This is a genomic window from Acinetobacter sp. 'aerobic (ED)', from assembly GCF_904886855.1.
Lineage (GTDB): Bacteria > Pseudomonadota > Gammaproteobacteria > Pseudomonadales > Moraxellaceae > Acinetobacter > Acinetobacter courvalinii.
On the sequence record NZ_CAJHGI010000005.1, the window covers coordinates 217,251 to 242,601 of the forward strand.

Consider the following 25,351-nt stretch of genomic DNA (forward strand, 5'->3'; position numbering starts at 1 on the left):
ACTCCAAAATAATAAAAGGCGCTTAAAGCGCCTTTTATTATGGGTTAATCATTAGAACTTATAGCCAATTTTTAAGCCATATGCGATTGCATCATTATTTTCAAATTCAGCGACATAACCCGGTGTATTAAATTGAGAACCTGATTGCGCTTTGGCATCACCGAGCCAGAAGTATTTCACACCACCCGCAATAAAGGTTGCAGGGGTAGGGCTATATTGAACACCTACACCGACATTCCAGTAGCCTTCTGTTGGGCCTAATGTGGTGACAGGGTTACCTGCACCAGAGTCCCAACCTACAGAGAGGTTGCCAGCCCATTGGTCATTGATTTTGCGACCAACGCCTGCGGTAATCGAGTATTGATCTTCGGTATAGGCCACCAGATCGAAACCATCTTTTTTGCCTGTTGAAGCAATGATTGGTGGTAAAGTCGAAGCAGCACCAAATTTATACGGACGAATCGCAAAGTCTTTCCAGTTCACCCAACGTAAATTCGCGAATGCAACTGTATTTTCCATAATGCCTGTTTGGAAATCGAGGTTAACCGATTGAGGCGTAGTAATTTCTGTCACACCTTCTGAGTTATTAATTTTATTTAAAACAGCATCAAAACCAGCATTACCAGTCATACCCGCTACACCATGCGTTTCATAAGCATTCATTTCATGCTTGATCTTGGCGCGATAAGTTAGAGAGGCTTTAAGCGCAATCTCAGGGACTTGATATGCCACCCCAGCTAACCAGCCCACTGCTTCATCACGGCCTGTTTTAAAATCATAACCGCTATATGCACTATAGCTTTGACCGCGTAATAACACTGTACTGTCTAAGGTTTGATAAACCGCACCTGCATACAGGTTCCAGTTCTGGTTTGGCTGGTAACCGAATAACAGGTTTAAGTTTTCAGTATCCACAGTAACGGATGTGCCACCTTTAAACGGGACAGGGCGGCTTTCGATAAAGTTACTATGACCTGTATATTCTGCATCGGCACCATAAGGCTGATCATAGATCAAACCAATTGAAAATTTGTCGGTTGCTTGAATTTTTAAGGCAGCATTAGGCGAGTAATAATGGTTCGCCATATTGCCTGTATTGTTTTGCGAGATATCTTTACCTGATACATTCGGATCAAGAATGGTAATACCTGCTTCAAAATAATTGTTGGGTTGCAGGAATGCTGCAATTGATTGGCCTGAGCGATCCAGTGCTGCGGCAAATGTTGTCGTTGTTGGAACCAAGCTAAGTAGAAGAGCCGTTTGAATAGCATTCAGCTTCATTAATATGTTCTCTCAAATCACTTTGTAACAGAATGGCGCGAAAAGTATCATAATTTTTATGGGCTTAAATATTTTACAAATGTCAATAAATGAACTGCTAAGGTCACCAAAAATACTTGAGCATTCACATTTTTTATTGGCGAATTTTGTGTGCTAAATAAGCAATGATATTTAACTATTATTTTGATTTTATTTATTAAAAGGGAATAAAAAAGGCCATCCTGAGATGGCCTTCTGTTTTAAATGATTGGATTAGAATTTATAACCAATTTTTAAACCGTAAGCGATCGCATTGTTATCTTCAAACTTAGCGACATATTCGTTACCACCTGCTTGAGCGCCAGTTTGCGCTTTCGCATCGCCTAACCAGAAATATTTCACGCCACCCGCGATAAATGTTGCAGGAGTCGGGCTATATTGTAAGCCTAGACCTACGTTCCAGTAACCTTCTGTTGGACCAAGTGTGGTCACAGGGTTACCTGCACCAGAATCCCAACCTACAGAAACGTTACCCGCCCATTGTTCGCTAAGTTTACGACCCACACCAGCATTTACAGACCATTGGTCATCAGCATATTCAACAAGGTTGAAACCATCTGGACGACCGACTAAACCACCAATTTGTTTAGATAATAAACCAAACTTGTAAGGCTGGATTGCAAAATCTTTCCAGTTCACCCAACGCACATTCGCAAAGGCAACTGTATTTGCCATGATGCCAGTCTGGAAATCTAGGTTAACAGATTGAGGTGTTGTGATTTTAGTTTTCTTACCAGCACTACCTTCTTCAAGAGCTTGAGCCTGAGCTAATGCTTCTGCCGGAGAAATGCCCAATAAGCCAGCTAAAACTGCTGGATTACTTGTTAAAGCTGAAGTCACAGCAAACTTTTCATTAATATTTACTTTGTGATCAATTTCAGAGCGATAAGTTACCGATGCTTTAAGCGCAATTTCAGGAATCTGATATGCTGCACCCACTAACCAACCCGCACCACCTGTTTCTTTAATATCAGCATCATAACCATTGTAGATACTGTAAGCAGTACCACGAAGATTTACTTTACCTTTTACAGTTTGGTAAACACCACCGGCATAAAGATTAATGTTTTTAATTGGTTGATAACCAAAAACGAGTGAAATATTTTGCGTGTCTACTTCTACAGCCGTGTTACCAACACCTAATGAGTTATTCGCATCTTGTAGGCCTTTTTGTAGAGCTTTAACTTGAGGACTGTTCAAGAAGCCTTGAGTGACTGTTGCTTGGGCTTGGGCAGGGGTCATGCCGCTTTGAACAAGCTGATTAATTTGTGCTTGGCCTGCAGTAGAGGTTAAATAATCAGTTACTTTCTTCTGTACTAAAGCATTTGTTTTTTCAACAGGTAACACTGTATCAGAACCAGGATTTGATACAAAAACATTTTCACCTGTATATTTTGCATCAGCGCCAAATGGTTGATCGTAAAGTAGACCAAATGAAACATTGTCTGTCAGTTGAAGTTTTAAGGCCGCGCTAGGAAACATATAATCGTCGCCCATATCGCCAATTTTACGTGTTGTTGACGACGTACCTGCTTCTTGACCTTTTACTGTTGGATCTAGAACCGAAATCCCCGCTTCAAAATAATTACCCGGCTGTAAAAAAGCAGACATAGATTGACCTGAACGGTCTAACGCTGCTGCAAAAACTCCAGTTGCAGGTAGCGTTGCTAAGATCATGGCAGTGCTAAGATGTTTTAATTTCATTTTTAATCTTTCCTTGAACTTCAAGATTCTTAAGTGTTAAGAAGCTATGATCTGACAACAAAAAAGTTATCTATTGTGATTGGCTATAACTTCATGTAACAAAAATACCATAATTAAAATAAGAGTAAATGTTCTAAATGAACTCGACAGTATGAGCAGATCGTAGAAAGTGGACAAAAATAAATCTTAAAAAATTTATATACATATGTGTTTTTATTGGTAATATGATGATAAATATAAAATATTATTTTCAAATAATAATCATTTATTTTTGCAGTTTTGAAAAAAAAGTTTTTTATTTGGTCAAAGATTTTTTGTAAAAAGTGAGATTTATTTCTTCATGATTTAAGTTTTTGATGTTTTTTAAGCCAATTTTCAGAATTTAAATAATTTTGCTGCGAAAGCTGTGTTGTACGGGGACTACCACACTTCAATTTATCTAGGGCTAAACAACAAGAGATGCATAGGCCACATAGGACTAAAATAAAAAAAGCACCTCATGACAAGATGCTTTTTTAAACCTACAGTTGATACAGAGGTTATTTGATATTCGGATCGCCCTGTTTCAAGAAGAAACGTAAGGCCAGCTTTTGTACCCAAGTCCCATAAGGTGGGTAGAACAGTTGGGTCGGGAAGAAACGATGACGGGCAAATACGGTTTTGGCATGAGAAAGTTCTCGGAAACCTTCTTCACCGTGATAAGTCCCCATGCCTGAGTTGCCAATGCCACCAAAAGGTGCATCATGATTGACCACATGCCAGCCCCAGTCATTGATGGTGACCCCACCTGAGTGAGTCTGCTTGAGAATATAATCTCGTTCACCGGCATCATGGCTAAAACAATATAAGGCCAGCGGTCTTTCGCCTGAACGAATATATTGAAGGGCCTCATCTAAAGTATCGTAGGCAACAACAGGTAACACAGGACCAAACAATTCTTCTTTTAAAATCCGCATATCTGCTGTGCAATTCAATACGATATGTACCGGCATACGGCGTGCATCTTTGTCACGATCATATTCACCGCAGGCAATCACCTGTGCACCTTTGGCTTGTGCATCATCCAGTATCTCTAATAAACGTTTGAGATGACGGTCATTTACAATCGATGTGTAATTAGAGTTCGTGCTGATATTTGTACCATACATGCTGGTAAAGCTGGATTGGCATTCAGCAACGAAGTCATCCACCTTTTCTTTTGGCACTAATGCATAGTCAGGGGCAACACAGATCTGACCACAATTGGTCGCTTTACCATGTAATACCCGCTTTGCTGCATCGGCTAAAGGATAGTTACGGCTAATCAGGGCCGGGGATTTACCCCCCAGTTCCAGTGTTACCGGGGTCAGGTTGTCTGCCGCTGCACGCATTACCACACGGCCAATCGCAGGTGAACCTGTAAATACGATATGGTTAAAAGGCAAAGAGGTAAATTGGGCTGGATCTAAAATTTCTTCACCAAACACCGCCACTTCATCTTCCCTAAACACTTCCGCTAGCATACGTTTAACCACGGCATTGGTGGCGGGTGTCACTTCAGGCAGTTTAATCATGACCCGATTGCCCGCAGCAATTGCTGCAATCAGAGGACCCAAAGCCAGATAAACCGGGAAGTTCCAGGGCACAATCACCCCAACCACACCTTTGGGCTGATATTGCACACGAAGATGATTGGATAAAAACAGCAATTCAGTATGGCGTTTGCTGGGGCGCATCCAGCGTTTTAAGTGGCGAATCGCATGTTCTGCCTCAAGTACTGAACCGAGCAAGTCGAGTAATTTTGACTCATCAACTGAGCGTGAACTAAAGTCACTATTGATTGCAGTTGCAATTACATCTTGATAACGGATGATTTGTTTTTTTATTTGGACGAGCTTGCTGCGACGATCATCTAGCTCCGGATAAGGCTTGGCATCAAAAGCACGACGTTGTTGCTTAAAAACCGAATACATATGTTCAGTTGCCGAATCAGCCAAAGCGTGGGAAGTTGAAAGTGTCATTTGTTGCTCCTTTCATGCTTATTAGTAGAATAGACTTTATGATTGATGTGCTTTGTGGTCGATGTTAAATTGAGACAACAAAAAGTAATTTCGTGCCATTATGCATCATCACTCAAGGAAAGAGGTGAGAAAATGCGTAAATCAGCTGCTGGACACAATGTGATTGAAGGGCGCTATGATGATCCAGATACTGGCTCGGGAATTCCCTTACTTGGCTTAAGCAGTTTGCTTAATGAAATGCAGCAGCAAGGATATCCAATCCCCGTTGTGCTGGAAGGAACGGGGATTGCCGCTGAAGCCTTAACCAGCGCTACGTCCAATGTCTCTCAATATCAGAAGTTAAAACTTTTTCAGAATATCCAGCGCCTGTCTAAAGACCCTCTGATCGGAATACGTGCCGGACAAAAGCAACGCTTATCTGATTTTGGGGTATATGGCTATGCCTTGTATGCATCGCGCAATCTGCAACAGGCCGCTGAGTTAGGGATGCGCCATATCAAGCTTGCAGGCCCCGTTCTCAAAAAAACCTTTTATATTCAAAATAACACGGCCATTTTCGAAGGTCATGAAATTATTGCGTTGGGTAAGCTGTTACCGTTGGTGTGCGAGTTCTGGTTTAGCTCCATTCAAACCCTGATTGAATGTGTATTGGAAGCACCGTTTCAAGCGCAAAAACTGTTGCTGCCTTATCCTGCGCCGGCCTATGCCGAAGAATATCAAAAAGCCTTCCGTTGTCCGGTGGAGTTTGATGCTGATGTGATGCAGTGGCATTTTGCACTTGAGTGGCTAGATCAACCCTGTCCCAATGCCAATCCGATTACGGCGGACATGTGCCAATCCTTTTGTGCGCGAATGCTGGGTACAGCGGATGAGCAACAAGAGCCGGAATTGGTACGTACCATTCGCCTGTTACTATTGGATTCGGTCGGGGGCTTTCCGACCGCGCAAGCAATCGCGGATCAACTGCATTTATCCAAAAGGACCTTATACCGTCGTCTGGCAGATCTCGAGATGAGCTATCAGGAGATTTTAGATAGCACTAGAAGACGACTGGCAGATGAATATTTAGCCACCAGTTTAAGTGTGGATGAAATTGCGGAACGATTGGGATTTTCAGATACCTCGAATTTCAGGAAAGCATACCGGAACTGGGTGGGTATTTCACCAAATGAATATAGAGCGCATAAAAACAAGATAATTGAATAAGAAAAATAGGTTTTATTCTCAAAATATGAATTTACTCTTTTATTTTCTGATATAAATTAGAAAGTATATTGTTATAATTTTCCAGTCCTTTTAAATAAGCAGATAGCCGCTTGTATTTTAGCCAAGCGTGTTGCCGGATAATTAAATGATATTTATTTTAATTATCATTCAATAAAATGTGTTAAATTTTAATCAAAAATTGCACCATAATGTGTCATTATTTTAATCAATATAGGTCATTTAAAAAGCTTATTTTGATTGTTCGGTATATAATAATATTTTAAAAATCATAAATTTGATAATAATGAACCCACTTTAATTTTTAAAACATTTTTCATGTGAATGGGTGGGGTGTACATATAATAAAATTAAATGAATTGCTTAAAGTTAAATCGCATAGAATCGGTCCTTAATTCGGGTAAGGTGTTTACCCATAAAAAAAACTTATCAGGCTAAGGATTGCTTTAAATGCTGACTTTTTTAGGTATCAGCATGATCATGTGTTTCATGTATTTGATCATGTCAAAACGTCTCAGTGCATTGGTTGCATTAATCTTAATTCCTTTTATCTTCGCTATTATTGCCTGGGGCTTAGGTTTCTATTTTGAAAGCCTGAGCCATATTCAGTTGGCTGAGCTTGGAAATACCATGCTGGATGGTATTAAGAAGCTTGCTCCAACAGGCGTAATGCTACTTTTCGCCATTTTATATTTTGCTTTAATGATCGACTCGGGCCTATTCGACCCGTCCGTCAGATGGATTTTGAAGAAAGTCAAAGGTGATCCACTAAAAATCACTTTAGGAACGGTCTTTTTAACCCTGCTGGTATCCTTGGATGGTGACGGTTCAACCACCTATATGATCTGTGTGGCAGCCATGATGCCATTATATAAACGGGTGGGAATGAATCCGCTGATCATGACCTGCTTGATGTTGCTGTGCAGTGGTGTGATGAACCTTACGCCGTGGGGCGGGCCAACCGCACGTGCAGCCAGTGCGCTTCAGGTCGATGCCAGTGATGTTTTTATCCCGATGATTCCATCTATGGTGATTGCAGCAGCCTGGTTATTCTTCCTGGCCTATCTCTATGGCAAATATGAGCGTAAACGTCTGGGCGTGATTGAACTGGTGGATATTAGCCATGCGGATAATATTTCCATTTCTAAAGATCCGGAAGCACAACGTCCGCACTTACGCTGGTTTAACGGTATTCTTACCCTGGTACTCATGGCGTCTTTGGTAAAAGGGATTTTACCGATGTCGATCCTATTTATGCTGGGCTTCTGTATTGCATTGGTGGTGAACTACCCATGCGTCAATATGCAGAAAAAACGGATTGCGATGCATGCGGATAGCGTATTGGCCGTGGTCGGTGTGATTTTTGCTGCAGGTGTATTCACCGGTATTTTATCGGGTACGGGCATGGTTGAAGCGATGTCGAAAGGCTTCGTCGCTGTGATTCCGCCAAGCTTAGGACCTTATCTGGCACCGATCACTGGGGTTTTGAGCATGCCTCTAACCTTCTTCATGTCGAATGATGCTTTCTATTTTGGTGTGTTACCGATTTTAGCTGAAGCAGCATCACATTATGGAATTAGCCCTGTTGAAGTAGCACGTGCCTCGATTATTGGACAGCCAATTCATTTATTATCTCCACTGGTACCTTCGACATATTTATTATGTGGTTTAGCCTCTGTTGAATTGGCCGATCATCAAAAATTTACCTTGAAGTGGGCATTTATTACCTGTTGCGTACTCATGGGTAGTGCTTTGATATTTGGTGTTTTTCCATTTTATAATCTGTAATTCTGATTATTCATGTGCTTTTATGTCGAAAATATAAAAGCACATCATTTGATTTGAATCCCTGTTTATTTATTTTTTGCTTGGAATAGAGCGAAAGAGATTTGTTTTAATTTTTTTTGAGATGGTTAGGAAGATAACAATGAAGATGAGAATTTTATTCGTCACAATGATGAGTATTGCAGCAAGTTCTGCATTTGCAGCGCCAAAATTATACGGCGAAATTGATGCCAGTCTGGATTATTTACCCGAAATGAATGCCCATTCATCCAACCGCGATGTATGGAAAGTGAACAGTAATAGTTCATTTGTCGGGATTAAAGGTGAAGAAAAATTAACCGAACATTTAAGTGCTGTTTATTTGGCTGAATGGGCATTTTATGCCGATGGTGATAAAACCGACTGGTCGCAGCGTAATCGTTTTATCGGTTTAAAAGATGACCGTTTAGGTACACTTAAAGTAGGTAAACATAATACCCCATTAAAAGATTTATCCAGCCCAGTTGATAGTTTTAATAACTATATCAGTAATAAAGCCGATATCACGGGAATTATGACGGGTGAAAACCGGGTCAATAATGTCGTGGTGTATGACTCTCCTGAGATTGCATTATATGAAGGTAATCTGGAAGCGAGTGTATTGCTGGCAACAGGCGAGAGCAAAGGGATTGAGGATGACGGGCATGGTGGTGTCAATGTCGCTGGACGTGGTTTGGGCGATGCCTGGTCTGCCTCGTTGAGCTATAACCATCCGATGTTCTTGGTTGGTGTTGGTTATGACAAGGCAATTCCAAGTGATTTCTTGGGACATGGCCTGTTAAATAGCAAAGACACCGAAACTAAAGTTGATGAAGTATTTGCCGCAGCTGATACGGTACGTGTGATTGGACGTTTGACGCCAATCGAAGGACTGGCATTAAAAACCTTATATCAAACCTCTAAAGTTACTGATAAAAAAGGAAATGATGAGGCCGCAGTTGATATCGATGATGCACAGGGCTGGTTAATCGGTGCTGAGTACAAGTTTCCCAATCAGTCAAAATGGGCAGTCAAGGCGCAATATAGCCAGAACTCTACCAGCTTCAAAAATGGCGCAGCTGACTTCGATGTCAAGCAACTGCTTGTCGGAACAGATTATGCCTTTAATAAACAAGTGAAAGTCTATGGTTATGGCGGCTATTCAACTTTTGAGCAGGCCAATGCTAAAGATAAGCAACCTGTAGTCGGTAGTGGTTTAGAATTTAAATTCTAATAAAATAAAAGGTTAAGCTGAATAAGTAGAGGTGATTGACTCTATTTATTCAGTAAGCTGGATTGTTGTTCCGAATGAAGCGGTTGTGTAGCCACGTTTGCAAATCAGTGCAGAATAATCCATAAAAATTCATAATTTTTACATTTTAGTCCTGTATGGTAGGGCTATAAATCTGTCATGGATAGTATGGATAACAACGGAAAATGATTTTTAAAGATACAAATATTGCTTTGTTTAACAGTATCAATACGTTTGCCAAAGATTCACCTGTTTTAGACAAGATCGTAATTTTTTTAGCTGAAGATCTAAATACGGTTTTTATTAGTTTTCTGGTGTTGTTATTGGTGCTTCAGTGGAAAACCTATGGTCTTCTGTTCGCAAAAACCTTGCTGATTGTGCTGTTTTCACTGGTTATAAGTGATGTGATCGAATTCTTTTATCATCATCCTCGACCATTCCAGCTGCATTTGGGCGATAAATTAATTGGGCATGGTGCCTCATCTTCTTTTCCGAGCCAACATACTTTAACCATTGTGATTATTGCCTTCTCTTATTTGCTGGCGGGTTTTAAAAAGATTGGTATCGTTGGTTTGGTGCTGAGCCTGGTGGTAGGCGCATCCCGAGTTTTTGTAGGTGTGCATTTTCCTTTCGATATCGTCGGTTCTTTTATTATCGGCTTTTTACTGGTTGTTGCCACCAACTATGTTTTAAAAGAAATGACGTTAAAAATCAGACGAATCCGTCCCATCCGTGTGATCGACTAGTTTTGAGATATACCTAAAGAAAAACGGAGCAGATGCTCCGTTTTTTTATGGCTGAGTTATCTGAATAAAATAAACAGACAAAATCGTGTGCAGAAAAATAGTAAAAGCAGAACAACAACTATAAACTCAGGCGAAAATCTTACTTAACCAGCAGCTTGTGGAAGGCAAGCTTCATTAAAAGGGCTATGCGCTCAGCGGGACTCGAACCCACGTCGGTCGCTTAGGAGGCAACTGCTCTATCCAGTTAAGCTATAAGCGCATAATTTGATGATTATAAACAAAAAAGTGACTGCAAACGCAATCACTTTTTGAGGAAACCGATCAACTGTTAGTTTTCAGTATTACGATTTAAAAACTTATAAAAAATAAACATCAATACAATCCAGATTGGAATCATCAGCACTGATTCTTTAAAGCCTTGCTGCCACATGATATACAGCACAACACCAATAAATGCCAACACCAGATAGTTACTGAATGGAGACCATAGCGCAGGATATGAGGTTTTGATTTGTGCTGTTTTGATATGACGACGATATTTTAAATGGGTCAAACTGATCATGGCCCAGTTTAAAACCAGCGCACCAACAACAACATACATCAAATGACCTAAGGCATCTTCAGGTACAAAGTAGTTAAGTAACACACAGCCAAAGATCAGGAACGCAGAGAGCAGTACTGCTGGAACAGGGACACCTTGCTTATTGGTTTTGGTAAAGATTTTCGGTGCATTGCCTTGTTGGGCTAAACCAAAGACCATGCGGCTATTGGCATACATTCCGCTGTTATACACTGACAATGCTGCTGTCAGGATAATAAAGTTCAGTAAATGCGCGGCCCAACCGATCCCCATCTGACTGAAAATCATCACGAATGGACTCTTATCCAAACCGCCAAGATCGAGCTGGTTCCAAGGTACAAGCGACAACAGGATCGCCAGTGAACCGACATAGAACACCAGAATACGAATCACCACCTGGTTAATCGCTTTAGGAATCGTGGTCTTTGGATCTTTGGCTTCTGCCGCGGCCATACCGATCAGTTCAATTCCCCCAAAGGCAAACATCAAGAATGCCAACATGTAGAACAGACCATCGAAGCCATGCGGGAAAAAGCCGCCTTGTGACCACAGGTTGCTAAATGAGGCCGTCGAGTTTGCATCGGCAGTGAACAGGAGGAACAGACCAAACAGGATCATGGCCACGACCGCTGTCACCTTGATGATCGCTAACCAGAACTCTGATTCACCATAAAATTTAACATTGGTCAGGTTGACTGCGGTAATCACCACAAAGAAAAACAAGACCGACTGCCAGGCGGGGATTTGCGGCCACCAGTAATTAATGTATTTACCTACGGCGGTGAGCTCAGTCATTGCCACAAGGATGTAGAGCACCCAATAGTTCCAGCCCGTAATAAAACCTGGAAATTTACCCCAATATTTATAAGCAAAATGACTAAATGAACCTGCAACAGGTTCTTCAACAATCATTTCACCTAAATGACGCATGATTAGAAAAACAATCAAGCCGCCAATTGCATACCCCAAAATAATAGATGGTCCAGCAGACTGGATAATTTGCGCAGAACCTAAAAATAAGCCCGTACCAATTGCTCCACCCATCGCGATGAGTTGGATATGGCGGTTTTTTAGTCCACGCTGAAGTTGAGAAGAATCGTTGTTCAAAGGACTGAGCTCGACGAGGAATTAACTGGATTATTCTAATAGATTGATTGATTTTCGCCTAGTAAAAGTACAGCATTGCCATGACTGCAAAGTTGTTTTTAAAAGTTATTTAAAATTATATATTTAGATTGATATTAATGTGAAATTTGCTTCATATTTATACAGTAAAATCCGATTCTTGTTTTTCCCGACGGATGGATTCGCATTTTTGCCATTGTGTAAGCAATGAAAAATACTCAATATAATGCACATATTTTATCCATGAAAATATAATCAGGCACCATTGGTCGTATGGTATTTATAACGGCTGTGCAGTAATTTGAGATGCAAAATACCGCTGCACCAAGAATATGATAAAAGGAAGAATGGACATGAGCTCAGTACCGCAAATCAAAGTCGCTGCAACCTATATGCGCGGTGGCACAAGTAAAGGGGTATTTTTCAAACTGGATGATTTACCCGCAGCGGCACAGGTAGCAGGCAAGGCACGTGATCAACTTCTTCTACGCGTGATTGGCAGTCCGGACCCTTATGGCAAGCAGATTGACGGGATGGGTGGCGCAACCTCCAGTACCAGCAAAACCGTGATTCTGGCAAAAAGTTCAGAGCCAGACCATGATGTGGATTATCTATTTGGACAAGTATCGATTGATCAGCCATTTGTGGACTGGAGTGGCAACTGCGGCAACCTCACCGCTGCTGTGGGTTCATTTGCGATTTCTAATGGTCTGGTCAATGCCGACCGTATTCCTGAAAATGGCATTTGTACGGTACGCATCTGGCAGAAGAATATCCAGAAAACCATTATCGCACATGTGCCTGTGAGCAATGGCGAAGTACAGGAAACCGGTGATTTTGAACTTGACGGGGTAACGTTCCCTGCAGCAGAAGTTCAGATTGAATTCCTGGATCCTGCAGATGATGGTGAAGAAGGCGGCGATATGTTCCCGACAGGAAATGTTGTGGATCAATTGACTGTTCCTGAGGTAGGTACTTTTGAAGCAACATTTATTAATGCAGGCATTCCAACCATTTTTCTGAATGCCGAAGATATCGGTTATCAAGGTACAGAATTACAAGATCATATTAATGGTGATGCGGCTGCTTTAGCACGATTTGAAAAAATCCGTGCCTATGGCGCGGTGCACATGGGGCTGATTAAAGACATTTCAGAAGCAGCTGCACGCCAGCACACCCCTAAAATTGCTTTTGTATCAAAACCAAAATCGTACACGTCTTCAAGTGGTAAAGCGGTTGAGAGCAGTGATGTTGATTTACTGGTTCGTGCCTTGTCGATGGGCAAGTTACATCATGCCATGATGGGAACCGCCGCGGTTGCGATTGGTACTGCCGCAGCAATTCCGGGGACGCTGGTGAATTTGGCGGCTGGGGGCGGTGAACGTGAAGCTGTTCGTTTTGGACATCCTTCCGGCACCTTACGTGTGGGCGCTCAAGCCGAATTGATTGATGGCAAATGGGCGGTGAAAAAAGCCATTATGAGCCGTAGCGCACGTGTATTGATGGAAGGTTGGGTGCGTGTACCTGGGGATACTTTCTAAGCACTGATTGGAATGATGCGATAAAGCCTTCATTTGAAGGCTTTATTATTTGGAATCGATTAAAACTACAAATGCAATTTCTTCAGATAAATAGTGTTATGATGTCGCCATTCTGGCAAGTCTTGTCATTTTCCTTCCATTAAGATTTCCCGAGGCAATTGTGTCATCTATTTCTCAAGTTAATGCGGATGTTTTAAAACAAGCTCAACAACGTATTCAACAGGATTTATTGACAGCATTGGCTGCATTTTCGATTCCAGAACCTTTAAAAGCAGCTGTTCATCATGCCGTCATGCTTGGTGGAAAGCGTGTTCGTCCAGCACTCTGTTATGCCGCAGCATCTTTGCAACCGAATCATAATTTTGCAGCGGCTCGCCGTGCAGCAGTTGCGGTTGAACTGATCCATTGTTATTCACTGGCGCATGATGATTTGCCATGTATGGACAATGATTTATTGCGTCGTGGACAGCCGACTTGTCATGTCGCCTTTGGTGAAGATACAGCACTGTTGGCAGGTGATATTTTGCAGTCGATGGCCTTTGAAATCCTGGGCAGTAGTCTGTTTGATGAACAGGGCCAGGGAACTGAAGCCGCGATTGTGTTGAAGCAGGTACAGATCTTGGCGACCGCGAGTTCAAAAATGGTCTGCGGTCAGGTCCTGGATTTGCAGGCAGAAGGGGCCGGTAAGCAAGTCAATCAGGCCGAATTGGAAAATATTCACCGTAATAAAACCGGTGCCTTGATTCAGGCCGCGATCATGATGGGCGCTGTAACCATCTTTGCGGGCACGGATCAGGCGATTCCTAAATTACGTCAATTTGGGCAAACTATTGGTCTGGCGTTTCAGGTACAAGATGACATTCTGGATATTACTGCCAGCACAGAAACCTTGGGCAAAACCGCAGGTAAAGATGAGCAAACGCAGAAGTCGACCTATCCTGCTTTAATGGGGCTGGAACAAGCACAAGCCTATGCGCAAAGCCTGCATGATCAGGCCTTTGACGCTTTAGCGTATTTTGGGGATGATGCCAAAGAACTGGTCGACATCTCAAAGTTTTTGCTAGCGCGTAAAAGTTAAAAGCCAGTCAGTTTTTCTCCATTGATTGATGTTATAAAAGACCAAGCTTATGGTCTTTTATTTTTTGGAAATAACAAAAATGCAAATAAATACAGCCGATGCGCCATCAATTCAAGATGTGGACACGCTCGCTGAAATATTTAATGCCTATCGGGTTTTTTATCAACAGGCCAGCGATTTAGCGGGTGCAATACAATTTATTGAAAACAGATTAAATAATCAGGATTCAGTATTTTTTATCCGGAAAAATGACAACAACAAGATCATTGGTTTTGTACAGCTCTATCCGACTTTTTCTTCAGTATCGCTGGGTAATGCTTGGATTTTAAATGATCTCTATGTGGATCAGAACTATCGTCGACAAGGTATTGCAGTATCCTTAATGCAGCAAGCCATCCAATTTGCGCAAGACACACAGGCCAAATTTATTGCATTAGAGACCGGTGCCGAGAATATACAAGCACAAAACTTATATCAAAAACTCGGTTTTCAGGAGCAAACAGGAACCCGATTCTTCACTTTATCCTTCAATCATATTTGACCGGATCTCATTGGCCTTGAGCTGAGAAGGCTGCTGTGGAAAATTTAATTTGAGCTATCATGTACGAACATACATAGTCCTAAAATCAAGCCAAATAATAGAGTAGGGGAAAATGTCATGAATCAGAACCAACTCGAACAATGCGCGTTGTACTATGCGCAAAACCTGCCTTTTGCAATCCAGTCGCAACCTTTTGGTCCCGAATTTGAGGTATTCAAAGTCTTTGACAAAATGTTTATGTATATCGGTTTTAATGCTGGAACATTGCTTGTCACGGTGAAATGTAAGCCAGAGAAAAGTCTGGAATATCAGGAACTCTATTCTGCGATTTCAGCGGGTTATCACATGAATAAGAAACACTGGATTTCGATTGCCAGTAGCCCAGAAATCACGCCTGATCTGCTACAGGATCTCATTCAGGATTCCTATGATCTCATCATAGTAAAACTGCCACTTAGAACCCGAAAACTGATCGGAAGTGTTTAAATAAAAAAAGCAGCGTTTACGCTGCTTTTTTTATTGGATAGATGACTTAATGTTTGCCCATGATGCCACGAATGGCATTGAGTACATCGGCAGGCAGAACCACCGTTTTGGCATTGCCAGATTTAGCTAAATCCTGCATTGCTTTCACGTATTGTTCACCGAGCAGATACGCCACAGGAATCTCCTTATCACCTACCGCACTGGTCACCATTTCAATGGCACGTTGTGAAGATTCTGCTAGCACAACCTGTGCTTCTGCATCACGACGCGACGCTTCCAGACGACCATCTGCTTCCAGAATTGCAGCCTGTTTTTCACCATCCGCTTTGGTCACAGTGGCACGACGCTGGCGTTCAGCGGCTGCTTGCGCTTCCATCGCCGCCTGCATGGTGTGTGAGGGTTGAATATCCTGAATTTCCACGGTTTTCAGGGTGATACCCCAATCTGAAATATCATCAGAAATGGCCGCTTTAAGTTTTGCCTTAATATGATCACGCGAAGAAAGCGCATCATCCAGATCCATTTCACCCACGATCGAACGCAGTGACGTCTGCACCAGATTTTGAATAGCCCAGGTATAGTTCTCAATGCCGTACACCGCTTTTTCTGGTGTGGTCAGGTTGATGTACGCTACGGCATTCATCACCAACACCGCATTGTCACGAGTAATCACTTCTTGTGAAGGAATATCCAGAACAATATCTTTGGTAGTAATTTTATATGCCACTTCATCCACATAAGGAATCACGAAGTTTAGACCTGGACTCAACGTGGTATGGTATTTACCTAAACGTTGCACAATCCATTTATAACCTTGGGGAACAATACGCACCCCTTTAAAAATAGTTACACCGATAAAAGCTAAAAAAGCTAAAACAACAATCGTACCGACAGACATTAGAAACCCTCTTTGTGTTTATGACGTATGAGGTTGAACGACTAAATCATTACCCAAAATATCAACCACGCGAACGCGATCACCGACATGTACCGGAGTTGTACAACGGCAATGCCATTCATCAGAACCTAAAACAGGGATCGGAAAGCGTACAATAATTTGTCCATGTTCAAGTCCGGTCTGGATCACCATACCGACTTGACCAATGGTTGCTTCGCGAGGGAGACCTGCTTTGGTTTTATCAATCGACAGCGGTTTGATAAATTTGAACCAGAGAATCGTACATAAAATAGATAAAATACCCCAAGTAATTACTTGGGTGGTAAAACCCATCATCGGGAAAAGCCACAGTAAAATACACACCATGACTGCTGCTATGCCAAACCACAATGCAGCAAAAGCAGGCAAAATCAGTTCTGAAAGAATCAGTAAAATCCCTAATACAAACCAGTGCCAAGGTTCAACTACAAATTCCATAGATTTGCTCGCATAATTAAACGGAGTAGAGGTGAAAAAACATTCACCTTAGCACTGTAGCAGATGATTATCTTTATGAATATGAAAAGATTGTTTTTTTAGGCATTGTGGCTGTTGAGGACTAAAAAACTGGGGATAATGCACGTTTTAGTAGTCTCAACAGCCTTTGAGGAGGAGTTTTAGAATTTTGGTCGTGGTGCCGGTTTTAAGGCAGCGGGAGATTTCTTAAATGCGCTAATTGCACTTTGAATCGCCGTGATCTTGGCCTGAGCTGCTTTTTCACCTTCTAAAATGGCTTGATTACTCGATTTAAGATCCAGTACGCCTAGATGACCCACTTTAGGTTGAATCACGATGGTGGCCTGATTCAGTTCTTCATTAATGCTTTGTTGACCCATAATATTAATGGTCTGGTCTAACAAGCCCCACATGCTGAGCGGCTTACCACCGACAGGTCGTGCAGAAATATCCACCGCAATCACGATATCGGCCCCCATGTCCTTCGCGGTTTTCACCGGAATTGGACTGACCAAGCCACCATCCACATATTTGGTCTTGCCGATGACCGCAGGGACAAACACATTGGGAATACTGCAAGAGGCACGTACCGCCTGACCGGCATTGCCTTTAATAAATTCGGCTTTTTTGCCACTGTCTAAACGGGTGGCGACTGCAGCAAAACGAATCGGGAATTGTTCAATCGGTTTATTGCCGACTTGATTATTCACATAATTCTGGAGTTTCTGACCGAGAATAATGCCTTGGCTATTAATGGTCAGATCACGTAAATCCGATTCTTGCAGTTTCAGGGCAAGGTTCTGCATTTGATAGGGCGTTTGACCGCTGGCATAAATACTGCCGACAAAGCTACCGGCACTGGTGCCTGTCACGATTTTTGGTTTGATGCCATGCGATTCTAAGACTTTAATCACACCAATATGGGCAAAGCCTTTGGCACCGCCACCGCCTAATGCCAGCGCAACCACAGGCTCACGTGCCTGAATTGCGGTGGTGGGTGGAGTTTTCTTTGTGATCTGATCACAGCCAAATAAAGCAAGACCAAAAACAGCCAAGCAGGACAGACGAGCAATGTTCATAACAAATGCAGATAAAATGTACAGGAAGATGGGCACATCAGAGCAGATTTGCCCTTCATTTTCTAGTTTTTTTTCACAAGTTTTTGTAAGGGTTCAGCCAGCCAATCCGGATTTTTCGGCGAGAAGTGACCGACATAACGTTGCATGATCTGATCAAGGTCCTGCTGGTAATGCCCGGTCGGGGTAAATGCGCCCAAACAGTAAATGGTTTTATGGTCATAATCAAAGGCAAACATCACAATCGGAATGCCGGCTGCATGGGCAATGTGATAAAAACCACTTTTCATTTTTTCGGCTTTTTTACGGGTGCCTTCAGGCGCCATACCGACCCAGATTTTGTCATGCTGTTGAATGGTGGCAACCACTTGTTCAGTCAGACCATGGGCACTATCGCGACGAACCGGAATCAGTCCGGCCCAGTTTAATAGTGGCTGGAAAGGCGGCTTGAATAAGGTGTCTTTACCCAGCACGGTCACTTTTAAGCCCAATCCGCCAATTGCCAGAAAACCATACCAGCCATCGATATTGGAGGTATGTGGAGAAATGATCGCGACAGCTTTAGGCAGGTTGGGAATTTCTCCGACCACAGTCCAGCCTTGGGCAAGAAAGAGCTTTTTACACAATGCACGGCTATAAGCTGTGCCACGTTGTGGAACCAAGGGCGGTAAATCTGGAAAATGTTGTGGCATACATGAATATAAATAATGACAACTTTATTCATGTTAAACGCTGATGACAGCGACTGCATTGGCAAAAAATAAGATTTTATTGCCAGAAGAATGAAAGGATTGGATACTGATGCTCCCTTATTACTCCAGCGCTGGAAACTGAAAATGCCGAATCTTCGTCAGGTTTACATTTTATTGTTTTCTTTGTATTGGGCGCAGGGTTTGCCTGTAGGCTTTATGACCCATGCCTTGCCCGTGATTCTGAGGGCGCAAGGTGTATCTCTGGCCCATATTGGTGGCTTTGGCTTATTGATGCTGCCGTGGTCGATCAAAGTGTTTTGGGCGGCCTATGTTGATCGTCTGGCCTTATCATCCCGATTAGGACATTACCGTAGCTGGATTATTCCCACACAATTATCCAGTGTACTGATTCTGATGATCTTGTCCTTTTTCCCGATTCAGGCGCTGGATCAACCCGGCTATCTGCTGGTTTTCTTTGTCTTGCTGTTTTTAATGAATTTAACGGGTGCCACGCAGGACATTGCAACCGATGGTCTGGCAGTCAACTTACTCAAAACAGATCAACAACACTGGGGTAATACCTTTCAGGTGATTGGATCACGCCTTGGGTTTATTGTGGGGGGCGGGGCAGTGCTGTGGTGTCTGGACTGGTTACAGTGGCAAGCCACCTTTTTGGCGTTGGCTTTATTGGTATTTCTCAATACTTTACCCGTATTGTTATACCGTGAACCTACGCATGCAAACTCAACGACAAGAACGCAGACAACTTCTGTGCCCTTGTTGCAGGCGATCAAAGCCTATTTAAACTATTTTCAATCGTCAGCAGAATTAAAAGCCTGGTTACTGGTCCTGATTAGTTTCAAAGTAGCTGACGGGCTTTCAGGGCCTTTATTAAAGCCACTGATGGTGGATATGGGATTGAACTTCACCCAGATCGGGGTTTATATCACCATGTTCGGTGCGGTCGCTGCGCTGGTTGGGGCGGGGATGGCCGGACTGCTGCTCAAGCATTATTCCAGAATCGCCTGTTTGATGCTTTTCTCTACTCTAAAAATTATCAGCTTGCTGGCTTATGCAATGATTGCTCACGGCTATGAAAGCCATGTCCAGATTGCACCTGTCTGGTTATATACCGTCAATGCCTTTGAAGATGCTTGCTCTGCCATGCTGTTGGTGGTGATGCTGACACTGGTCATGCAATATAGTCGTAAACAATGTGCCGGAACGGACTTTACTTTTCAGGTCTCGATCATGGCGACTGTCAGTGGTTTGCTGTATTTAATCAGTGGATTTGCTGGAGATGTATGGGGCTACTCTGGTTATTTGAGTTTTATCTGTGTGGTTGCGATTGTTTGCTTAGGGCCGATTTTTTATTGGAAAAATAAAGTAAGTTCAGTTTAAATTTTTATTACAAATATATTGCCAAACATCATAGAAATGAAACAAGAAATCAGCGTGTTTAAGTTTTCTTTATCTTGATATTTCCTGTTTTTAGTCTGGAATAAAGGTTTTCCTGAATTGAGTTTGTTTTCACAATGTCCTGCCAATTTGCATTATTAATTATTTGATAGAGCAATTAATTTATTAAATTATAAGGATATAGAGTGAAATCTTAATAGACAGCTAAAATGTATAAAAATTAAACTTTAGTCGAAATTAGAATAAATAAATAAGATTTTAATTATTTTGTCATATAAAGTTAATGTGTAGGATTTGTTACAAATTAAACCAGGATGTAAACAATGAAAATCAAAATTGTAACAGCAGCAGTGCTCAGTTTACTTGCAACCACAACATTTGCAGTACCAACCTTTTACGGGGAGATTGATGCCAGTGTTGATTATTTACCAGAAAAAAATGCAACAAAATCAAATAAAGATGTCTGGGAAATCAGCTCAAACAGTTCATTTGTCGGACTTAAAGGCGATGAAAAACTCACTGAGCGTTTAAGCGCAGTGTATGCGATTGAATGGGGTTTTAGTGCTGATGGCGATAGCAGTGACTGGACCCAGCGTAACCGTTTTGTAGGTTTAAAAGATGCCCAGTTGGGTACCTTGAAAATTGGTAAACATGATACGCCTGTAAAACAATTATCTAGTGTGGTCGACACCTTTAATAATTATGTGGCGAACAAAGCCGATATCGGTGGAATTTTCACTGGTGAAAATCGTATTGATAATGTACTGGTGTATGAATCCCCAGCTGTTCAATTACTGGATGGTGCATTTAAAGTGAATGCCTTACTTGCAACAGGTGAGTCATCTGGCATCAAGGCGACTAGCGGTGGTGCAAAAGTTGCAGGTCGTGGTTTGGGTGATGCTTGGTCAGCATCGGTGACCTATGATAATCCATTGTTGGTAGCGGGTATTGGTTACGATAAAGCCATTCCAAGTAACTTCTTAGGGCGTGGCTTCTTGAATGCGGCTGAACCTGCAATTGCAGGGGGGAGTCTCTTCGCTGCAGCCAATACGGTTCGTGCCATTGGTAAAGTAACGCCACTTGAAGGTTTGGCATTAAAAGCCCTCTATCAAAGCTCTGAAGTAGAAAAAGCTGAAGGAAATGCAGCGGGTTCAGAAAATATTGACGATGCACAAGGCTGGTTAGTGGGCGCGGAATATAATCTTCCACAAGCCAAAAACTGGACGGTAAAAGGCCAATATAGTCAAAATGACACCAGTTTTAAAAATAATACTGCCGACTTTAAAGCTAAGCAGGTGATTGCTGGTGCAGACTATGCTTTTAACAAACAGGTCAAAACCTATGGTTATGCAGGTTATTTAACCCTTGAGCAGGCCAGCAAAAAAGATAAGCAACCCGTTGCAGGTCTAGGTCTGGAATTTAAATTCTAAACTTTGCTTTTTGCAAGTACGCCCTTTAAGTTCGCTTAAAGGGCGTTTTTTATTAATTCATAAAATCATCGTAAATTCGGTGAAATAGCATTAAACTGTTTTTAGAAAACAGGATGTTATTTAAACTTTTATTAAAATTATGACTGCACCGAATACTTTTAGTTTGCTTCTGATGCAGTTTAAGTCATTTTTAAGTTTTTATTCTTATCTTTAAAACACTAAGAAATTTATTTTTAGATCATGATGCCTATGTTGCTGCAAAGACTCAGAACCAAGCCAATTTCATTACTCACCTTTAATGTACTACTTGCCATCTGGTTAGGTGTGTTCCTGAACTTCGCTTTTTATGAAAAAATGTTGGCTTTAACACCCTATACAGGTATCAAGGCTGGACTTTTTGTCGTTGCTTCTGTGGGCGTGGTCACGGCTTTATATGCTTTTATTTTTCAGCTATTGAGCTGGAAATGGACCGCAAAACTGCTGGCGATTGCTCTGGTCTTTATTGGCGGTTTTGCTGCCTATGCAGTCAATACCTTAGGGGTCTGGATTACCTCCGATCAGATTCAAAACTTGATGCAAACCAACTTTTCCGAAGCACGAGACACCTGGTCTTGGCGCTTGTTGATCTGGATGGCCGGGATGGTACTGCTGCCGATTCTGGTGATTTTGATGACCAAAATCAAATCTGAATCCATTCCCCGGCAACTGTTTAAAAAGTTGATTGCCTCGGTGGTTTCCTTGGCTTTGGTCGGTGGATTGTTATTTGTTTTCTATGTCGATTTCGCAGCTATTTTCCGTGAGAACCGCGATATCAAAGGCATGATCTCGCCTCAAAATATGATCGCCTCTTCGGTGTCGTATTATAAAAAGAAGGCACCTAAACAGAATTTACCGTTGGTACATTATGGTGAAGATGCGCAACGAACTCAGGCTGCAAAGGGTCTGCCTAAACTGATGGTATTGGTGGTCGGTGAAACTGCCCGCGCAGAAAATTTCTCGTTAAATGGTTATGCCAAAGAGACCAATCCGAAATTAGCCAAACAAAATATTATCAATTTCTCGCAAGTCAGTTCATGTGGTACGGCAACTGCTGTGTCGGTACCGTGTATGTTTTCAGGTATGCCGAGAGAAGATTATGATGAGAGGTTAGCAAGCCATCGTGAAGGTCTATTGGATATTGCCAAACGTGCAGGGTATCAGGTGACCTGGATTGACAATAATTCAGGCTGTAAGGGCACATGTGACCGGGTAGAACAGTTTAAAATTCCTGAGCCGATCCAGCAGAAATGGTGTAAGGATGATGAATGTCTGGATGATATCCTGATTGATAGCTTAAAAGCCTATTTAGCGACGATCCCGAAAGACGATACCCAACCACGTTTAATCGTATTACATCAAATGGGTAGTCATGGACCTGCCTATTATGAACGTATTCCGCCAGCATTCCGGGTATTCAAGCCAACATGTGATACCAATGCAATTCAAGGCTGTACGCAGGAAGCACTGATTAACAGTTATGATAATACTTTGCTTTATACCGATTATGTGCTGGATTCATTGATCGAAACCTTGAAAAATACGACCCAATATCAAACGGGTTTGTGGTATCTATCTGATCATGGTGAATCGACAGGTGAGAGTGGCATGTATCTGCATGGCGCGCCTTATGCCATTGCTCCGACTCAGCAGACCCATGTACCGATGTTGATGTGGTTCTCAAGCGCATGGCAACAACAGGCCAACAAACAGATGACATGTCTGGCCCAACAAAGTAAAAACAAACTGAGCCAAGATAATCTGTTCCCGACCTTGTTAAGTTTGCTTGATGTAAAAACCAAAGTAATAAATGCTAAAGATGACATGTTAGAAACATGTGCTAATCCATAAGGTGAAATGAAATCATGACCAAGATCTTGATGATAGAAGATGATTTTATGATTGCAGAGTCAACATTGACCTTACTGCGATATCATCAGTTTGACGTGGAATGGGTCAATAACGGAGTCGATGGACTGGCTTTGCTCACCAAGCAATCTTTTGATCTGGTGCTTCTGGATTTAGGGCTGCCACTCATGGACGGTATGCAGATCCTGAAACAGATTCGTCAACGCAGTGCCTTGCCGGTTCTGATCATTTCTGCCAGAGACCAGTTGCAAAACCGTGTGGATGGTTTGAATCAGGGCGCAGATGACTATCTGATTAAACCGTATGAGTTTGATGAGCTGTTGGCACGGATCAATGCCTTGTTACGCCGTGGCAATGTTGAAACGGCACAACTGAAAAGCCAGTCACAGTTGCTCAAAAGTGGCGAACTGACGCTGGATGTCGATCAGCATCTGGCTACATTTAAAGGCCAGCAAATCGAATTGTCTAACCGGGAATGGGCGATCCTGATTCCGATGGTGACGCATCCGAATAAAATTTTCTCTAAAGCCAACCTTGAAGATAAGTTGTATGATTTCGACAGTGAAGTCACCAGTAATACCATTGAAGTGTATGTACATCACTTGCGGGCCAAACTGGGCAAAGACTTTATTCGAACCATTCGTGGTTTAGGTTATCGTTTGGGGCAGTCATAATCCGATGCGCAACACCCGTCATTATTCGCTGAAGAAAAGACTGATCTGGGGAACCTCGATTTTTAGCGTGGTGTTGGGTTGTTTTCTGATTTTGGCCGCTTATAAAATTTCATTACATGAAGTGGATGAAATTTTAGATACGCAAATGCAATATATGGCTGAGCGCTCGACCTCCCAGCCTTTGACTACAGTTGCCAGCCGTGTTGAATTGCACCGGACCTATCATGAAGAAGATTTACTGATTGATATCTGGGCCTATAAAGACCAGAGCCATTTATGGCACCAGACCCATCTCTTGGTTCCGCCAGTCAAACAGGCTGGGTTTTACACCCAGAACACGCCGCAAGGGAAGTGGCGTGTTTATGTGATTCCCTTAAAAGATTATCAGATTCAGATCAGTCAGCAGGAGCAGGTGCGAAAAGCGTTCGCCTGGGAACTGGCGGGCAGCATGTTTATTCCGTATATCCTGTTGCTGCCTGTAGCGATTATTGTATTGGCCTTTATCATCAGTCTCAGTCTTAAACCACTGGATGAATTTAAGGAAGAACTGACCCAGCGTGATTCCGATGGCTTATCACCAATTGATGTCAAAGATTATCCGCAGGAATTATTACCGACCATTGAAGAAATGAACCGGTTGTTTGAACGGATTCAGCATGCACAGACCGAACAGAAGCAGTTTATTGCCGATGCTGCACATGAGCTAAGGACGCCGGTGACGGCCTTGAATCTGCAGACCCGTATCTTGATTAGCCAATTTCCTGAACATGAATCTTTGCAGAATCTGAGTAAGGGACTCGCCCGTATCCAGCATCTGGTAACGCAGCTTCTGGCCTTGGCTAAACAGGATGTCGCACTCAGCCTGATTGAACCGAATACCAGTTTCCGTCTTAATGATGTGGCGTTAAATTGTGTGGAGCAACTGGTCAATCTGGCCATGCAGAAAGAAATTGATCTCGGCTTTGAGCGTAATGATTTAATTGAAATGCAAAGCCTTGAATCGACGGTGCATTCGATTATTTTTAACCTGATTGACAATGCAATTAAGTACACACCAGTGCAGGGGATTATCAATATTTCGGTTTATAGCGATACCGATGATTTTGCCTATATCCAGATCGAAGACAGTGGTGCAGGGATCGATCCTGAACAATATGACAAGGTCTTAAAGCGTTTTTACCGGGTACATCACCATTTAGAGGTCGGCAGCGGACTGGGCTTATCAATTGTGGATAAAGCGACCCAGCGTTTGGGTGGTGTGCTGAGTTTATCGAGAAGTATTGAACTGGGTGGATTATCGGTATTGGTTAAATTACCGAAAAAACTTGCCCATCATGAAGACAAGGCAAGTCACTAAATCAT

At 42.3% G+C, this 25,351-nt stretch carries 21 protein-coding genes and 1 tRNA gene; 13 read left to right on the plus strand and 9 right to left on the minus strand.

Annotated elements, in window-relative coordinates:
• Positions 1–51 precede the first annotated feature (51 nt).
• The 3 genes from JO943_RS12340 to JO943_RS12350 form a co-directional block, all read right to left on the minus strand.
• The gene (locus tag JO943_RS12340) at positions 52–1,281 is read right to left on the minus strand and encodes an OmpP1/FadL family transporter (RefSeq protein WP_202740922.1); all 1,230 of its coding nucleotides are present in this window, start codon (positions 1,279–1,281) and stop codon (positions 52–54) included.
• Positions 1,282–1,533: 252 nt separating this feature from the next.
• Positions 1,534–3,024: a long-chain fatty acid transporter gene (locus JO943_RS12345; protein WP_032875016.1), complete on the minus strand. Its 1,491-nt coding sequence runs from the start codon at positions 3,022–3,024 to the stop codon at positions 1,534–1,536.
• Positions 3,025–3,563: 539 nt separating this feature from the next.
• Positions 3,564–5,024: a coniferyl aldehyde dehydrogenase gene (locus JO943_RS12350; protein WP_202740923.1), complete on the minus strand. Its 1,461-nt coding sequence runs from the start codon at positions 5,022–5,024 to the stop codon at positions 3,564–3,566.
• Between the two features lie 132 nt (positions 5,025–5,156).
• Here JO943_RS12350 and JO943_RS12355 point away from each other — a divergent pair, with 132 nt between their 5' ends.
• The 4 genes from JO943_RS12355 to JO943_RS12370 all read left to right on the plus strand — a co-directional run bounded on the left by JO943_RS12355 (position 5,157) and on the right by JO943_RS12370 (position 10,049).
• The gene (locus JO943_RS12355) at positions 5,157–6,230 is read left to right on the plus strand and encodes an AraC family transcriptional regulator (RefSeq protein WP_202740924.1); all 1,074 of its coding nucleotides are present in this window, start codon (positions 5,157–5,159) and stop codon (positions 6,228–6,230) included.
• 468 nt (positions 6,231–6,698) lie between these two features.
• Entirely contained in the window at positions 6,699–8,036 is a 1,338-nt protein-coding gene (locus tag JO943_RS12360; protein ID WP_005227013.1) for a CitMHS family transporter, read from the plus strand.
• 139 nt (positions 8,037–8,175) lie between these two features.
• The gene (locus tag JO943_RS12365; RefSeq protein WP_032875011.1) at positions 8,176–9,285 is read left to right on the plus strand and encodes a porin; all 1,110 of its coding nucleotides are present in this window, start codon (positions 8,176–8,178) and stop codon (positions 9,283–9,285) included.
• A gap of 203 nt (positions 9,286–9,488) precedes the next feature.
• The gene (locus JO943_RS12370; protein WP_202740925.1) at positions 9,489–10,049 is read left to right on the plus strand and encodes a phosphatase PAP2 family protein; all 561 of its coding nucleotides are present in this window, start codon (positions 9,489–9,491) and stop codon (positions 10,047–10,049) included.
• A 186-nt stretch (positions 10,050–10,235) separates the two neighbouring features.
• Here JO943_RS12370 and JO943_RS12375 read toward each other — a convergent pair.
• Positions 10,236–10,308: transfer RNA gene (locus tag JO943_RS12375), tRNA-Arg, on the minus strand.
• 69 nt (positions 10,309–10,377) lie between these two features.
• The gene (locus tag JO943_RS12380; RefSeq protein WP_005227016.1) at positions 10,378–11,736 is read right to left on the minus strand and encodes an amino acid permease; all 1,359 of its coding nucleotides are present in this window, start codon (positions 11,734–11,736) and stop codon (positions 10,378–10,380) included.
• 371 nt (positions 11,737–12,107) lie between these two features.
• On the opposite strand from JO943_RS12380, the gene prpF reads away from it, so the two are divergent.
• From prpF to JO943_RS12400, 4 genes are all read left to right on the plus strand, one after another.
• The gene (prpF, locus tag JO943_RS12385) at positions 12,108–13,295 is read left to right on the plus strand and encodes a 2-methylaconitate cis-trans isomerase PrpF (RefSeq protein ID WP_202740926.1); all 1,188 of its coding nucleotides are present in this window, start codon (positions 12,108–12,110) and stop codon (positions 13,293–13,295) included.
• 160 nt (positions 13,296–13,455) lie between these two features.
• Positions 13,456–14,373: a polyprenyl synthetase family protein gene (locus JO943_RS12390; RefSeq protein ID WP_202740927.1), complete on the plus strand. Its 918-nt coding sequence runs from the start codon at positions 13,456–13,458 to the stop codon at positions 14,371–14,373.
• Positions 14,374–14,452: 79 nt separating this feature from the next.
• On the plus strand, positions 14,453–14,914 hold the full coding sequence (locus JO943_RS12395; protein ID WP_202740928.1) for a GNAT family N-acetyltransferase: 462 nt from the start codon (positions 14,453–14,455) through the stop codon (positions 14,912–14,914).
• 117 nt (positions 14,915–15,031) lie between these two features.
• Positions 15,032–15,400, plus strand: a complete 369-nt coding sequence (locus tag JO943_RS12400; RefSeq protein WP_202740929.1) for an MmcQ/YjbR family DNA-binding protein — start codon at positions 15,032–15,034, stop codon at positions 15,398–15,400.
• A 46-nt stretch (positions 15,401–15,446) separates the two neighbouring features.
• On the opposite strand, the gene JO943_RS12405 is transcribed toward JO943_RS12400, so the two are convergent.
• The 4 genes from JO943_RS12405 to JO943_RS12420 all read right to left on the minus strand — a co-directional run bounded on the left by JO943_RS12405 (position 15,447) and on the right by JO943_RS12420 (position 18,561).
• Entirely contained in the window at positions 15,447–16,298 is an 852-nt protein-coding gene (locus JO943_RS12405; protein WP_202740930.1) for an SPFH domain-containing protein, read from the minus strand.
• Between the two features lie 18 nt (positions 16,299–16,316).
• Complete coding sequence (locus JO943_RS12410; protein ID WP_005227022.1) at positions 16,317–16,775, minus strand: NfeD family protein; 459 nt, start codon at positions 16,773–16,775, stop codon at positions 16,317–16,319.
• Between the two features lie 179 nt (positions 16,776–16,954).
• Positions 16,955–17,872 carry a patatin-like phospholipase family protein gene (locus JO943_RS12415; protein ID WP_005227023.1) on the minus strand — a complete coding sequence of 306 codons (918 nt, stop codon included), beginning with the start codon at positions 17,870–17,872 and terminating at the stop codon, positions 16,955–16,957.
• Positions 17,873–17,934: 62 nt separating this feature from the next.
• Entirely contained in the window at positions 17,935–18,561 is a 627-nt protein-coding gene (locus JO943_RS12420) for a lysophospholipid acyltransferase family protein (protein ID WP_005288663.1), read from the minus strand.
• Between the two features lie 144 nt (positions 18,562–18,705).
• Here JO943_RS12420 and JO943_RS12425 point away from each other — a divergent pair, with 144 nt between their 5' ends.
• The 5 genes from JO943_RS12425 (at position 18,706) to JO943_RS12445 (ending at position 25,346) form a co-directional block, all read left to right on the plus strand.
• The gene (locus JO943_RS12425; RefSeq protein ID WP_202740969.1) at positions 18,706–19,962 is read left to right on the plus strand and encodes an MFS transporter; all 1,257 of its coding nucleotides are present in this window, start codon (positions 18,706–18,708) and stop codon (positions 19,960–19,962) included.
• A 341-nt stretch (positions 19,963–20,303) separates the two neighbouring features.
• Complete coding sequence (locus JO943_RS12430; RefSeq protein ID WP_202740931.1) at positions 20,304–21,410, plus strand: porin; 1,107 nt, start codon at positions 20,304–20,306, stop codon at positions 21,408–21,410.
• Between the two features lie 249 nt (positions 21,411–21,659).
• Positions 21,660–23,297 carry a phosphoethanolamine transferase gene (locus tag JO943_RS12435; protein ID WP_202740932.1) on the plus strand — a complete coding sequence of 546 codons (1,638 nt, stop codon included), beginning with the start codon at positions 21,660–21,662 and terminating at the stop codon, positions 23,295–23,297.
• A gap of 14 nt (positions 23,298–23,311) precedes the next feature.
• On the plus strand, positions 23,312–23,989 hold the full coding sequence (locus JO943_RS12440) for a DNA-binding response regulator PmrA (RefSeq protein WP_005227028.1): 678 nt from the start codon (positions 23,312–23,314) through the stop codon (positions 23,987–23,989).
• Positions 23,990–23,993: 4 nt separating this feature from the next.
• On the plus strand, positions 23,994–25,346 hold the full coding sequence (locus tag JO943_RS12445) for an ATP-binding protein (protein ID WP_005288647.1): 1,353 nt from the start codon (positions 23,994–23,996) through the stop codon (positions 25,344–25,346).
• Positions 25,347–25,351 lie beyond the last annotated feature (5 nt).

Bases quoted from the DNA above. Each gene is read 5' to 3' on its own strand.
- JO943_RS12340 (WP_202740922.1), bottom strand. From the start codon at position 1,281: ATGAAGCTGAATGCTATTCAAACGGCTCTTCTACTTAGCTTGGTTCCA.
- JO943_RS12345 (WP_032875016.1), bottom strand. From the start codon at position 3,024: ATGAAATTAAAACATCTTAGCACTGCCATGATCTTAGCAACGCTACCT.
- JO943_RS12350 (WP_202740923.1), bottom strand. From the start codon at position 5,024: ATGACACTTTCAACTTCCCACGCTTTGGCTGATTCGGCAACTGAACAT.
- JO943_RS12355 (WP_202740924.1), top strand. From the start codon at position 5,157: ATGCGTAAATCAGCTGCTGGACACAATGTGATTGAAGGGCGCTATGAT.
- JO943_RS12360 (WP_005227013.1), top strand. From the start codon at position 6,699: ATGCTGACTTTTTTAGGTATCAGCATGATCATGTGTTTCATGTATTTG.
- JO943_RS12365 (WP_032875011.1), top strand. From the start codon at position 8,176: ATGAAGATGAGAATTTTATTCGTCACAATGATGAGTATTGCAGCAAGT.
- JO943_RS12370 (WP_202740925.1), top strand. From the start codon at position 9,489: ATGATTTTTAAAGATACAAATATTGCTTTGTTTAACAGTATCAATACG.
- prpF (WP_202740926.1), top strand. From the start codon at position 12,108: ATGAGCTCAGTACCGCAAATCAAAGTCGCTGCAACCTATATGCGCGGT.
- JO943_RS12395 (WP_202740928.1), top strand. From the start codon at position 14,453: ATGCAAATAAATACAGCCGATGCGCCATCAATTCAAGATGTGGACACG.
- JO943_RS12400 (WP_202740929.1), top strand. From the start codon at position 15,032: ATGAATCAGAACCAACTCGAACAATGCGCGTTGTACTATGCGCAAAAC.
- JO943_RS12405 (WP_202740930.1), bottom strand. From the start codon at position 16,298: ATGTCTGTCGGTACGATTGTTGTTTTAGCTTTTTTAGCTTTTATCGGT.
- JO943_RS12410 (WP_005227022.1), bottom strand. From the start codon at position 16,775: ATGGAATTTGTAGTTGAACCTTGGCACTGGTTTGTATTAGGGATTTTA.
- JO943_RS12415 (WP_005227023.1), bottom strand. From the start codon at position 17,872: ATGAACATTGCTCGTCTGTCCTGCTTGGCTGTTTTTGGTCTTGCTTTA.
- JO943_RS12420 (WP_005288663.1), bottom strand. From the start codon at position 18,561: ATGCCACAACATTTTCCAGATTTACCGCCCTTGGTTCCACAACGTGGC.
- JO943_RS12425 (WP_202740969.1), top strand. From the start codon at position 18,706: ATGCCGAATCTTCGTCAGGTTTACATTTTATTGTTTTCTTTGTATTGG.
- JO943_RS12430 (WP_202740931.1), top strand. From the start codon at position 20,304: ATGAAAATCAAAATTGTAACAGCAGCAGTGCTCAGTTTACTTGCAACC.
- JO943_RS12435 (WP_202740932.1), top strand. From the start codon at position 21,660: ATGTTGCTGCAAAGACTCAGAACCAAGCCAATTTCATTACTCACCTTT.
- JO943_RS12440 (WP_005227028.1), top strand. From the start codon at position 23,312: ATGACCAAGATCTTGATGATAGAAGATGATTTTATGATTGCAGAGTCA.
- JO943_RS12445 (WP_005288647.1), top strand. From the start codon at position 23,994: ATGCGCAACACCCGTCATTATTCGCTGAAGAAAAGACTGATCTGGGGA.